Below are 11,949 nucleotides of genomic sequence, written 5' to 3' on the forward strand. Positions count from 1 at the left end.
ACCGTTCCTTAAGCCAAATTTACAACAGAAGAACCAAAGCCTTCTGTATCGGTTGTGTGCTGAAACCAGGCGAGCGTGCTGTGCAGCTGCACCACTTCCCCCACCACGATCAGGGCAGGCATCGGGGCGTCTTTCGCCAGGGTTGCAAGGTCTTGAAGTGTGCCGACAGCAACATGCTGATCGACGCGCGTGCCGCGAGAAATGACGGCGACGGGGGTCGTCGCCTCGCGACCGTGCTGAATAAGCTGTTCGCTGATGTCCGCCGCCTTCATCGTGCCCATGTATATCGCCAGCGTCTGGCGGCTCTGGGCGAGATGCGACCAGTCGAACGGCGTGCTGTCCGCCTTGTAGTGGCCGGTCACAAAGGTGACGCTCTGGGCGTAATCGCGGTGGGTCAACGGGATACCGGCGTAGGCCGTTACCGCAGAAGCCGCCGTGATGCCGGGCACCACCTGGAACGGAACGCCCGCTTCGGCTGCCGCCTGCAGCTCTTCGCCGCCGCGACCGAAAATGAACGGATCGCCCCCCTTCAGGCGCACCACGGTTTTGCCCGCTTTCGCGGCGTCAATTAGCATCTGGTTGGTGTCGTGCTGCGGCACCGAGTGTTCGCCCGCCCGTTTGCCGACGCAGATTTGCTCCGCGTCGCGACGGATCAGCTCGCGCACGCCGTCGGTGACCAGGTGGTCGTAGAACACCACGTCCGCATCCTGCAGCACCTGCAGGCCGCGCAGCGTCAGTAGCCCGGCATCGCCCGGCCCCGCGCCCACCAGAATGATCTCCCCGCCCGTACTGCCGGGGTTATCCAGTTCGTCCTCGAGGATTTTCTGCGCCGCTGTCTCATTACCGGCATGCATCAGGCTGGCAAAGCGGCCGCGAAACACGCGTTCCCAGAAGCGACGGCGCTCCGTCACGCTGGTCAGGCGGGTTTTCAGATGGTTGCGCCAGTAACTGGCTTTCTCAGCCATCCGCCCGAGGCTGGTCGGCAGCAGCGCTTCGATTTTTTCCCGCAGCACGCGCGCCAGCACCGGTGCGGTACCGCCGGAGGAGATCGCCACCAGCAGCGGCGAGCGGTCAACAATCGACGGGAAAATAAACGAGCATAAAGGCTGGTCGTCCACCACGTTCACCAGGCGGTAACGGGCCTGAGCGGCGTCGGAGATCCGCCGGTTAAGGTCGCGATCTTCGGTCGCCGCAATCACCAGCACAACGCTGTCGATTTGTGACTCGTCGAAATCCGCCTCTTCAACGACTTTCACCTGGGCCCCTGCGCGCTGCAGAAACGCGATTTTGCGATCGGCGATTTCACCCGTACCAACCACCAGCACCGGTTTCTCTTTAATCGCAGCAAATAAGGGCAGATAGTCCACAGGCAACAACTCACTAACAACGAGGAATAGAGGGACTATAGGGGGCGGCTTAGACCGAATGAAATTACGAATTGGAATGAGTAGTTACTCAATGGAATAACGCTGTGAAAAAGCTAATACCAAAAAGTGCTTAACGCGCGAAATTTCGGGCATTTAAGAACGATTCAAATTGTGTATGGACGATCACAGTTTCATACTAGGCGGGTTATTATTTTGCTCTGTTTTTAAGGACTCACTATGTTTTCCGCAACGCGCCATCGTATTGCTGCCCTGGCGCTCGGCGTTTGCTTTATTCTTCCTGCCCAGGCAAAAAACCAACCTTATGGTGAAATCGCCACTATGCAGGCGCGGCATATTGCCACCGTTTTCCCTGGCCGCATGACCGGATCGCCTGCGGAAATGCTCTCCGCGGACTATCTTCGCCAGCAGTTTGCCGACATGGGTTACCAGAGCGATATCCGATCGTTTCACAGCCGCTACGTCTATACCTCACGCAATAAAACGAAAAACTGGCATAACGTGACCGGCAGTACGGTGATTGCGGCCCACGAAGGCAGCGCAAAAGAGCAAATTATCATTATGGCGCACCTTGATACCTACGCCCCGATGAGTGACGCCGATACGGATAACAATCTTGGCGGGCTGACGCTGCAGGGCATGGACGATAATGCCGCAGGCCTGGGCGTGATGCTCGAACTGGCCGAGCGGATGAAAGATATTCCCACCCAATATGGCATTCGTTTTGTTGCCACCAGCGGTGAGGAAGAGGGCAAACTCGGCGCTGAGAATCTCCTTAAGCGTATGAGCGCTGAGGAGAAGAAAAATACGCTGCTGGTGATTAACCTCGACAACCTGATCGTCGGCGATAAGCTCTATTTCAACAGTGGGCAGAGTACGCCGGGTACCGTGCGGAAACTGACGCGCGACCGGGCGCTGGCGATAGCCCGCAGCCATGGTGTTTATGCCACCAGCAATCCCGGCGGTAACCCGGATTATCCGCGAGGCACAGGCTGCTGCAACGACGGGGAAGTGTTCGATAAGGCGGGCATTCCGGTGCTGTACGTGGAAGCGACAAACTGGGCGCTGGGCAAAAAAGATGGCTACCAGCAGCGGGCTAAATCGAAGGCCTTCCCGGACGGGACGAGCTGGCACAACGTGATGCTGGACAATCAGCAGCACATCGATCGCGCGCTGCCGCAGCGGATTGAACACCGCAGTCGTGATGTGGTGAAGGTGATGCTACCGCTGGTGAAGGAGCTGGCGAAAGCGGGGAAAGCCTGAGGCCGTTAAGCCCGGTGGCGGCTACGCCTTACCGGGCCTACATAGGGAACGAGCCTTAGTAGGCCCGGTAAGCGCAGCGCCACCGGGCAAAAAGGTTATCACCCTTCGTGCAACCCGCACTCGCGCTTCAGCCCGAAGAATCGCGTCTCTTCTTCCGCCATGCCCGGTTCCCACTTACGCGTGGTGTGGGTATCGCCCACCGACAGATAGCCCTGGTCCCACAGCGGATGGTATTTCAGCCCGTGCTTTTGCAGGTACTGGTACACCGTCCGGTTATCCCAGTCGATAATCGGCAGCACTTTAAACACCCCGCGCTGCACCGCCAGCACCGGTAAGGTTGCCCGGCTGCCGGACTGCTCGCGGCGCAGGCCCGCGAACCACGTCTGGGCATTAAGCTCTTTCAGCGCCCGGTTCATCGGCTCGACCTTGTTGATCTCATTGTATTTCTCAATGCCCTCAACGCCCTGCTCCCACAGCTTGCCGTAGCGCGCCTCCTGCCAGGCCGCGCTTTCCGTCGCGCGGTAAACTTTGAGGTTCAGCCTGAGCTTGTCCGTCAGCTCGTCAATAAACTGGTAGGTCTCCGGGAACAGGTAGCCGGTATCGGTGAGGATCACCGGAATGTCCGGACGGATCTGATTCACCAGATGCAGGCTGACCGCCGCCTGAATACCAAAGCTCGACGAGAGCACATACTCTCCCGGCAGGTTTTCCAGGGCCCACGCCACGCGCCCTTCGGCGTCCAGCTTTTCAAGGTGGGCATTGGTTTCTGCCAGCGCCAGAATGCGTTCGACTTTTGGCAGGTCATTAAGGGCGTTTAGATCGAGTTCGGACATAGTTACCTCTCGTGGTTACTCCCAGAAATCCCTGGCGGGATCGAGCACCGGGCGAATGATGCCCGCACGCACCGTAAAGTCGCCGAAGCCTTCACCCGCTTCGCGCTCTTTCGCCCAGCGCCCGACAAGCTCGTCGATGGAATCAAGAATTTCCGGCTCGGTGATGTTCTCGCGGAACATACGCGGAATGCGCGTGCCGATACGGTTACCGCCCAGGTGCAGGTTGTAGCGCCCCGGCGCTTTCCCCACCAGCCCCAGTTCGGCCAGCATCGCGCGACCGCAGCCGTTCGGGCAGCCCGTCACGCGCATAACAATATGCTCGTCCGGAATGCCGTGTTTTTCCAGAATCGCTTCTACCTTGTCAGTGAATGACGGCAGGAAACGTTCCGCTTCCGCCATCGCCAGCGGACAGGTCGGGAACGACACGCAGGCCATTGAGTTTTCACGCTGCGGTTTGACCGCATCCATTAACCCATGTTCGCGCGCCAGCTTCTCGATCTTCGCCTTTTGGCTTTCCGGCACGCCGGCAATGATCAGGTTCTGGTTAGCGGTAATGCGGAACTCGCCCTTATGGATCTTCGCAATTTCCAGCAGACCGGTTTTCAGCGGACGCCCCGGATAATCCAGAATACGGCCGTTTTCGATAAACAGCGTCAGGTGCCATTTATTATCGATACCCTTCACCCAGCCAATGCGATCGCCGCGACCGGTGAATTCGTAAGGGCGGATCGGCTCAAACTTGATGCCCGCGCGACGCTCCACTTCCGCTTTGAACGTCTCCACGCCCACGCGCTCCAGGGTATATTTGGTTTTCGCGTTTTTACGGTCGGTACGGTTACCCCAGTCGCGCTGGGTCGTCACCACCGCTTCCGCCACGGCCAGCGTATGCTCCAGCGGCAGGAAGCCGAACTCGCTGGCGGTACGGGCGTAGGTTTTCTTGTTACCGTGCTCAATGGACAGGCCGCCGCCCACCAGCAGGTTAAAGCCCACCAGCTTGCCGTTTTCGGCAATCGCCACGAAGTTCATGTCGTTGGCGTGCAGGTCGATATCGTTCTGCGGCGGGATCACTACCGTGGTTTTAAACTTACGCGGCAGGTAGGTCTGGCCGAGGATCGGCTCTTCATCGGTGGTCGCGACTTTTTCCTGATCGAGCCAGATCTCCGCATAGGCGCGCGTGCGCGGCAGCAGGTGCTCGGAGATCTTCTTCGCCCACTCGTACGCTTCGGCATGCAGCTCGGACTCATACGGGTTCGAGGTGCAGAGCACGTTACGGTTCATGTCGTTGGCGGTCGCCAGCGCGTCCAGCCCAACGGAGTGCAGCATCTGGTGCACCGGCTTGACGTTCTTCTTCAGAATGCCGTGGAACTGGAAGGTCTGACGGTTAGTCAGACGGATGCTGCCGTAGATCGTGTTTTCACCGGCAAACTTGTCGATCGCCTGCCACTGTTTGGTGGTAATCACCCCGCCCGGCAGACGGCAGCGCAGCAGCATCGCGTGACGCGGCTCCAGCTTCTGCTCTGCACGCTCGGCGCGGATGTCGCGGTCGTCCTGCTGATACATGCCGTGGAAACGGATCAGCAGGAAGTTGTCGCCTTTGAAACCGCCGGTGAGACCGTCATTCAGATCTTCAGCAATGGTGCCACGCAGATAGTTGCTTTCCAGCTTCATGCGCTCGGCGTCTGTCAGTTTACCTTCGACCACCAGTGGCCCTGGATGTTTTTCGCTCATTAGTAGACATCTCGCTGATAACGGCGCTCAACGCGCAGCTCACTTAAAAATTCATCCGCCGCTTCGGCATCCATACCGCCGAATTCGGCAATCACTTCCAGCAAAGTCTGCTCAACGTCTTTCGCCATGCGATTGGCGTCGCCGCAGACATAAATGTGGGCACCGTCATTGATCCAGCGCCACAGCTCTGCGCCCTGTTCGCGCAGTTTGTCTTGTACGTATACTTTTTCTTTCTGGTCGCGAGACCAGGCCAGATCGATGCGGGTCAGTACGCCTTCTTTCACATAGCGCTGCCACTCCACCTGGTAGAGGAAATCTTCCGTAAAGTGCGGGTTGCCGAAGAACAGCCAGTTTTTACCCGGTGCGCCATCCGCCGCACGCTGCTGCATGAAGGCGCGGAACGGCGCAATGCCGGTGCCCGGGCCAATCATGATGACCGGCGTTTCCGGGTTTGCAGGCAGGCGGAAGTTGTCGTTGTGCTCGATAAAGACGCGCACTTCGCCCTCTTCTTCCACGCGGTCTGCCAGGAAGCCCGATGCCCCACCCGTACGGGCGCGACCTTCGATGTCGTAGCGCACCACGCCGACGGTGATATGCACTTCGCTCTCCACCTCGGCCTGAGACGAGGCAATGGAGTACAGGCGTGGGGTCAGCGGACGCAGCAGGCCGATCAGCGCATCGGCATCCAGCTGAGCCGGAGAGAAGCGCACCATATCGACAATTGGCGTCGTCGCGGCGTAATGCTGCAGCTTCGCCTTGTCGCCCACCAGCGGCAGCAGGGATTCGCTGCGCGTTAAGGTGGCATAATTTTCGACGATATTCGGGGTGTTCACCGTCAGCTCAAAATGCCACTGCAACGCTTCAGAAAGCGGCTGCGTTTTGCCGTCAACGGTGACGGGCTCGTCGCCTTTCAGCCACAGCAGCTCAACCAGCTCTTTCACCAGCGCCGGATCGTTCTGATACCAGACGCCCAGCGCATCGCCAGGCTGATAGCGCAGGCCCGAGTCGCCGAGATCGATTTCGATATGGCGAACGTCTTTCTCGGAATCGCGGCCGGTAATTTTCTGGTTCACCGACAGGCTCGCCGCCAGCGGCGCCTCTTTGGTGTACGGGCTGGTGTGGATGTCGTTAACAGCACCCGTCGCGGTGAACGCGGCCTGGGCTGACGTCTCTTTCGGCACGCGCGCTTTTAGCACGTCGACGATGCGGGCACGCCATTCAGCGGCGGCGGTCTGGTATTCAACATCCGCGTCAACGCGGTCCAGCAGGCGCTCTGCGCCCAGCTCCGCCAGCCTGCTGTCGAAGTCTTTGCCGGACTGGCAGAAGAATTCATAGGAGGTATCGCCCAGGCCAAAGACGGCAAACGCCGTGCCATCCAGCTTCGGCGCTTTTTTCGAGAACAGGAACTTATGCAGCGCCACCGCTTCTTCAGCGGGTTCACCTTCACCCTGCGTAGAAGCCACCACCACCAGCAGTTTTTCTGACGCGATTTGCTTAAATTTATAATCCCCGGCGTTGACCAGGTTCACGTTCAGCCTGGCGGCCAGCAGGTCGTCACGCAGCGCTTCGGCCACGCGGCGGGCGTTACCCGTCTGCGAGGCGGAAATCAGGGTAATGGCCGGAATTTCTACGGCCGTGGCCGGTGCACCCGCCACAGCGCCAGGCTGCTGATTAAGCATTCCCCAGAAATAACCGGAGACCCAGGCAAGCTGAGTGGGAGAAAAATCAGAGGTGGCAGCCTGAAGGCGCGCCAGCTGCTCCGGGTTCAGGGGAAGCAAGTTTGAAGGTGGGGCCTGTGTTGTCATGCGTCGTTATGTTCCAGTAGCCAAGCGGACTTTAAGCGAATAAATCCAAACTGAAGATAAGGTTAACGGCGAGGATAATAACAATTAAAGAAGGGATGGAAATAATAAATAACCAAATGGACTAACCTGTTTTGGTTGTCATGCTTAGCGATAAAACCGATTAAATAATTATTTGAAATATAAGAAGAAATAGCGATAAACACCCCATATACGAGGCGGTTGCCGCTCAGAGCCGTTTTAGTTAATGCTAAAAATTGTGCTTTCCGGTACTATGCGGCGGTTTTTTCCGCATTACTGAGAGCGATCATGTCCACCACACTGTTTAAAGATTTCACCTTCGAAGCCGCCCACCACCTTCCGCATGTCCCTGAAGGGCATAAATGTGGCCGTCTGCACGGGCATTCGTTCATGGTGCGTCTTGAGATCACCGGTGAAGTTGATCCGCATACCGGTTGGATCATGGATTTTGCCGAGCTGAAGGCGGCGTTTAAGCCGACCTACGATCGTCTGGATCACTACTACCTGAATGAGATCCCGGGCCTTGAAAACCCGACCAGCGAGGTGCTGGCAAAATGGATTTGGGATCAGATGAAACCGCGGGTACCGCTGCTGAGCGCGGTGATGATCAAAGAGACCTGTACGGCAGGCTGCGTGTATCGCGGCGAGTGATGCTTGCCGGGTGGCGGCTTCGCCTTACCCGGCCTACAATCGCCTCGAAACCCAGGCCCGGTAAGCGCTCGCGCCACCGGGCTTTTTTTCAGGCGATATTCAGATACTTGTGCGTCTGCATCGACAGGCGCCAGTTGCGCGCAATACAGGTTTCAATGCACAGGCGCGTTGCATCGTCTTTCTGGCTGATAGGCTGCAGGGCAATGACCCGCTGCTTTTCGTCCGTCAGCGTGGCCAGCAGTTCATCCAGCGCTTCGATATCACGCACGCGTCCTACCGGGTGCTTAATCTCATCCGCGCGCTCCAGCGCCTGAGACAGCACGTCATACCCGCCGCGCATATTCACTTTTGGCGATACCGTCACCCAGGTAGAGTGTGAACAGCGCACTTCATGGGTGCCGCTGGTCTCAATCTGGCAGCTGTAGCCGTTCTTTTCGAGCAGCTCGGTCAGCGGCGTCAGATCGTGGATGCAGGGTTCACCGCCGGTGATCACCACGTGACGCGCCGTCCAGCCCTGACGACCAATGATGGCGAGCAGATCTTCGGCACTGCCCGCGCCCCACTTATCGCTCTCTTTGGTTTTCGCCAGAATGCTAAACAGCGACACTTCCCGATCTGCGAGCTTATCCCACGTATGTTTGGTATCACACCAGGCACAGCCAACCGGGCATCCCTGTAAACGAATGAAAATAGCGGGAACGCCGGTAAAGTAACCCTCGCCTTGCAGGGTCTGGAACATCTCGTTAATCGGGTACTGCATAGTCATCTCAGTAAAGGGGATAAACGATAAGTATCGCAGATCCCCGCCGGATGGTCATGCTCCATCGGTGCTTTGCGCGTCAATCGCCGCCATAAACCGCTCCGTGATTTGCTGGGGACGGGTGATCGCGCCGCCGACCACCACCGTATGCGCGCCCAGCGCCAGACACCTGGCCGCACGCTCGGGGGTATCCACGTTGCCTTCGGCAACCACGGGCACCGTCACGGCGGCCAGCACCGCCTTCAGGAAGGTGCAGTCGTTTTCCGGAAGTGAATGGCCCGCCGTTTCCGCCGTGTAGCCGTAAAGCGTGGTGCCGACGCAGTCGAAGCCCAGCGCCTGCGCCGTCACGGCTTCCTCCACGGAGGAGATATCCGCCATCAGCAGCACCGCGGGATAACGTGCGCGGATGCGCGAGACCAGCGTTTCCAGAGATTCTCCGCCGGGACGTGACCGCGCCGTCGCATCAAGCGCAATGATGTCCGGCGAGACGCTCATGAGCTCATCCACTTCTTTCATTGTCGCGGTGATAAACACCTCGCTTTCGGGATAATCCCGTTTGATGATGCCGATGACCGGCAAAGACACCTGCTGCCTGATGGCCTCGATATCCACCACGCTGTTCGCGCGAATGGCGGCAGCCCCGCCCTGTGCCGCAGCCAGCGCCATGCGCGACATAATAAACGGGCTGTGCAGCGGTTCATTTTCCAGCGCCTGACAGGAGACGACCAGTTTTCCCTTCAGGGTATCCAGTACAGTTTTCATTACGATAAGATCTCTTCCACTTCGTTTTTGATAATCGTGACGTGCGGGCCATAAATGACCTGAACGCCGTTGCCGCGCACGATAACGCCGCGCGCCCCGGTGGCTTTCAGTGCCGACTCATTCACTTTGCTGCCGTCTTTAACCGTGACGCGAAGACGCGTGGCGCAGCAGTCCACCTCGTCCAGATTCTCTTTTCCGCCTAATCCGGCGATCACCGCGGCTGCGCGTTCGTTTTGCGGCAGACTGACCTCATCAGCCATCGCCTCCTTTTCCCGACCTGGCGTCGCGAAATCAAAGCGATTAATCAGATAGCGGAAGGTAAAGTAGTAAAGGAAGAACCACGGTACGCCGACCAGCGGAACGAACATCCAGTTGGTTTTGGCTTCTCCCTGCAAAATGCCGAACAGCACAAAGTCGATGAAACCGCCGGAGAAGGTTTGCCCGATGGTGATATGCAGCATGTGCGCGAGCATGAATGCCAGCCCGTCAAACAGCGCATGGATGACGTAGAGCACCGGCGCAATAAACAGGAACGAGAATTCGATAGGCTCGGTAATCCCGGTCAGGAACGAGGTTAACGCCGCAGAAAGCAGCAGCCCGGCAACGCGTTTTTTGTTCTCGGGTTTTGCCGTGTGGTACATCGCCAGGCACGCCCCGAGCAGGCCAAACATCATCGTAATAAAGCGCCCGGACATGAAGCGTGACGTGCCCTCATAGAAATGTTGCGTGTTCGGGTCAGCCAGCTGAGCGAAGAAGATCCGCTGTGTGCCCTCAACCAGATGGCCGTTGACGATTTCACTCCCGCCAAGCGCCGTGGTCCAGAAAGGCAGATAGAAGATGTGGTGCAGACCGAACGGACCCAGCATGCGTAAAATGAAGCCGTACAGCAAAGTGCCCAGATAGCCGGTCGCATCCACCAGCCCGCCGAGACCAAAAATCAGCTTCTGGAAATGCGGCCAGACCACGGTCATGAGCGCACCGACGAGTATCGCCGCCAGCGAGCTGATGATAGGAACAAAGCGCGAGCCGCCAAAAAAGCCCAGGAACTGCGGAAGTGCAATCTTGTTAAACCGATGATGGAGCGCGCAGGTTACCAGCCCAATCACCACGCCGCCAAAGACGCCGGTTTCCAGCGTCTGAATACCCAGCGTCATGCCCTGCCCCACCGCACCCGGGTTCTCATGCGCCAGTTTGCCGGTGAGGATCAGCAGCGCGTTGATGGTGGCATTCATCACCAGAAACGCGAGAAGCGCCGCCAGCCCCGCCGTGCCCTTATCGCTTTTTGCCAGCCCGACGGCGACCCCAACCGCAAACAGCACCGAGAGGTTCGCAAATACGATTGATCCTGCGCTGCTCATGATGGTGAAAATGGCCTGCAGCCAGCTCACGTCTAAAAACGGATAGGCCGCCAGCGTGTTGGGATTGGATAGCGCGCCGCCTATCCCCAGCAGCAGACCTGCCGCAGGCAGCACGGCAATCGGCAACATAAAGGATTTGCCAAAGCGCTGCGCTTTTTCAAACCATCCCCCTGAAGAAGCCCCACTGAATATTTGCATCATTTTTTCATCCCCCCATTAATAGATGAAAATTTTTACCATATTAATTTTAAACGGTGAAAATTATCATCAAAAACCAGGACGACGATCATACTTTTTCGAAATGACTGGCATCCTTCCCCCGCTTTCCGCCACACTAGTCGCAGAGAAACGCATTAAGGATCGAGCATGTCAGACCATGAAAACCTGCTGCTGAAGCTACGCCAGGAGGCTTCCGGGTACAGCCCAACACAACAAAAACTCGGTGAGTTTGTTCTCAGCGATCCTGCCCGGGTGCTCTACCTGACGATCACCGAACTGGCGCGCGAGAGCCACACCAGCGAGGCCAGCGTGACGCGTCTTTGCCGCACGCTGGGCTGCAAGGGCTATAACGAATTTAAAATGGCGCTTGCGCTGGATATTCAGCAGGGGCAGCCCGCGCGTCAGGCGGGGGATGAGATTGATAACGTCGTGGATGAGTCGGTGCAGGCTTTGCAGGACACCGCCCGGCTCCTTGACCGCACGCTGCTTGAAAAGGCCGCGTTGGCGCTGCATCAGGCGCAGTCGGTGCAGATTTATGGCGTTGCGGCCAGCGCGATCCTCGGGGAGTATCTGCACTACAAGCTGTTGCGGCTGGGCAAACCTGCACAGCTGTTTAGCGATATGCACCGCGCGGCCATGAATGCGACAACGCTTTCGGAAGAGACGCTGGTGGTGGCAATCTCCAGTTCCGGCTCAACGCGAGATCTACTCCACGTGGTGAAGCTTGCCCGCAAGCGCGGCGCTAAGGTTCTGGCACTCAGCAATACGCCTCGTAGCCCGCTGGCGTCCCTGAGCGACATGCAGCTGGTGGCCGCCAAGCCAGAGGGGCCGCTTAGCGCGGGCGCGCTCAATGCCAAAGTTGGGGTCATGCTGCTGGTCGAACTGCTGACCACGTCCATGATTGCGCTGGATGGCCGTTACGGCGACGTTAGCCAGCAAACGGCCAGCGCCACGCTTCCTCTGTTACTCTAAAAACCCTTCGCAGGCTAAATAAAATAGCCTGCGCTTAATGTCGCCTGATTTAAGTTAAGTGGTGTTTAAATCATTTATCCGGTAAATGTTTGGTGTAACAAAGTATTATATTTATTACATTTCGAATTAAGTTCACCATCCGATGAGCGCCACAAAAAGGACTTTAAAATCATAATATTGAAATATTCATTTTAA

General features: G+C 57.6%; 10 protein-coding genes. 3 read left to right on the forward strand and 7 right to left on the reverse strand.

Features of this window, described 5'->3' with window-relative positions:
* Positions 1 to 8: 8 nt before the first annotated feature.
* On the reverse strand, positions 9 to 1,367 hold the full coding sequence (gene cysG, locus L362_RS09065; RefSeq protein ID WP_023325979.1) for a siroheme synthase CysG: 1,359 nt from the start codon (positions 1,365 to 1,367) through the stop codon (positions 9 to 11).
* Positions 1,368 to 1,604: 237 nt separating this feature from the next.
* Here cysG and L362_RS09060 point away from each other — a divergent pair, with 237 nt between their 5' ends.
* Positions 1,605 to 2,648, forward strand: a complete 1,044-nt coding sequence (locus tag L362_RS09060) for an aminopeptidase (RefSeq protein ID WP_008499615.1) — start codon at positions 1,605 to 1,607, stop codon at positions 2,646 to 2,648.
* Between the two features lie 98 nt (positions 2,649 to 2,746).
* Here L362_RS09060 and cysH read toward each other — a convergent pair whose 3' ends face one another.
* From cysH to cysJ, 3 genes are read right to left on the reverse strand one after another with little or no spacing between them, the layout of a single operon-like run.
* Positions 2,747 to 3,481 carry a phosphoadenosine phosphosulfate reductase gene (gene cysH / locus L362_RS09055; protein WP_023344813.1) on the reverse strand — a complete coding sequence of 245 codons (735 nt, stop codon included), beginning with the start codon at positions 3,479 to 3,481 and terminating at the stop codon, positions 2,747 to 2,749.
* 15 nt (positions 3,482 to 3,496) lie between these two features.
* On the reverse strand, positions 3,497 to 5,209 hold the full coding sequence (gene cysI / locus L362_RS09050; RefSeq protein WP_008499617.1) for an assimilatory sulfite reductase (NADPH) hemoprotein subunit: 1,713 nt from the start codon (positions 5,207 to 5,209) through the stop codon (positions 3,497 to 3,499).
* On the reverse strand, positions 5,209 to 7,014 hold the full coding sequence (gene cysJ, locus L362_RS09045) for an NADPH-dependent assimilatory sulfite reductase flavoprotein subunit (protein ID WP_023344814.1): 1,806 nt from the start codon (positions 7,012 to 7,014) through the stop codon (positions 5,209 to 5,211). Before cysJ ends, cysI begins: the two co-directional genes overlap by 1 nt.
* Positions 7,015 to 7,320: 306 nt before the next feature.
* Between cysJ and queD the strand changes: the two genes are divergently transcribed.
* Entirely contained in the window at positions 7,321 to 7,683 is a 363-nt protein-coding gene (gene queD / locus L362_RS09040) for a 6-carboxytetrahydropterin synthase QueD (protein ID WP_008499619.1), read from the forward strand.
* A gap of 88 nt (positions 7,684 to 7,771) precedes the next feature.
* On the opposite strand, the gene queE is transcribed toward queD, so the two are convergent.
* Genes queE through L362_RS09025 form a run of 3 tightly spaced genes read right to left on the reverse strand, consistent with a single transcriptional unit; the run spans position 7,772 to position 10,764 of the window.
* Positions 7,772 to 8,443, reverse strand: a complete 672-nt coding sequence (gene queE, locus L362_RS09035) for a 7-carboxy-7-deazaguanine synthase QueE (protein WP_008499620.1) — start codon at positions 8,441 to 8,443, stop codon at positions 7,772 to 7,774.
* 54 nt (positions 8,444 to 8,497) lie between these two features.
* The gene (locus L362_RS09030; RefSeq protein WP_023344815.1) at positions 8,498 to 9,205 is read right to left on the reverse strand and encodes an N-acetylmannosamine-6-phosphate 2-epimerase; all 708 of its coding nucleotides are present in this window, start codon (positions 9,203 to 9,205) and stop codon (positions 8,498 to 8,500) included.
* Positions 9,205 to 10,764, reverse strand: coding sequence for a PTS transporter subunit EIIC (locus tag L362_RS09025; RefSeq protein WP_023294452.1), 1,560 nt, complete (start codon positions 10,762 to 10,764; stop codon positions 9,205 to 9,207). The genes L362_RS09030 and L362_RS09025 overlap by 1 nt, the downstream gene beginning before the upstream one ends.
* Before the next feature lie 165 nt (positions 10,765 to 10,929).
* Here L362_RS09025 and L362_RS09020 point away from each other — a divergent pair, with 165 nt between their 5' ends.
* Positions 10,930 to 11,754: a MurR/RpiR family transcriptional regulator gene (locus tag L362_RS09020; protein ID WP_021241902.1), complete on the forward strand. Its 825-nt coding sequence runs from the start codon at positions 10,930 to 10,932 to the stop codon at positions 11,752 to 11,754.
* The last annotated feature ends 195 nt before the right edge of the window (positions 11,755 to 11,949 follow it).

This window comes from Enterobacter sp. MGH 16, assembly GCF_000493175.1.
GTDB lineage: Bacteria > Pseudomonadota > Gammaproteobacteria > Enterobacterales > Enterobacteriaceae > Enterobacter > Enterobacter roggenkampii.

What these genes read in the sequence shown, in the direction of transcription:
- L362_RS09060 (WP_008499615.1), top strand. Translation starts at nt 1,605, where the DNA reads ATGTTTTCCGCAACGCGCCATCGTATTGCTGCCCTGGCGCTCGGCGTT.
- cysH (WP_023344813.1), bottom strand. Translation starts at nt 3,481, where the DNA reads ATGTCCGAACTCGATCTAAACGCCCTTAATGACCTGCCAAAAGTCGAA.
- cysI (WP_008499617.1), bottom strand. Translation starts at nt 5,209, where the DNA reads ATGAGCGAAAAACATCCAGGGCCACTGGTGGTCGAAGGTAAACTGACA.
- cysJ (WP_023344814.1), bottom strand. Translation starts at nt 7,014, where the DNA reads ATGACAACACAGGCCCCACCTTCAAACTTGCTTCCCCTGAACCCGGAG.
- queD (WP_008499619.1), top strand. Translation starts at nt 7,321, where the DNA reads ATGTCCACCACACTGTTTAAAGATTTCACCTTCGAAGCCGCCCACCAC.
- queE (WP_008499620.1), bottom strand. Translation starts at nt 8,443, where the DNA reads ATGCAGTACCCGATTAACGAGATGTTCCAGACCCTGCAAGGCGAGGGT.
- L362_RS09030 (WP_023344815.1), bottom strand. Translation starts at nt 9,205, where the DNA reads ATGAAAACTGTACTGGATACCCTGAAGGGAAAACTGGTCGTCTCCTGT.
- L362_RS09025 (WP_023294452.1), bottom strand. Translation starts at nt 10,764, where the DNA reads ATGATGCAAATATTCAGTGGGGCTTCTTCAGGGGGATGGTTTGAAAAA.
- L362_RS09020 (WP_021241902.1), top strand. Translation starts at nt 10,930, where the DNA reads ATGTCAGACCATGAAAACCTGCTGCTGAAGCTACGCCAGGAGGCTTCC.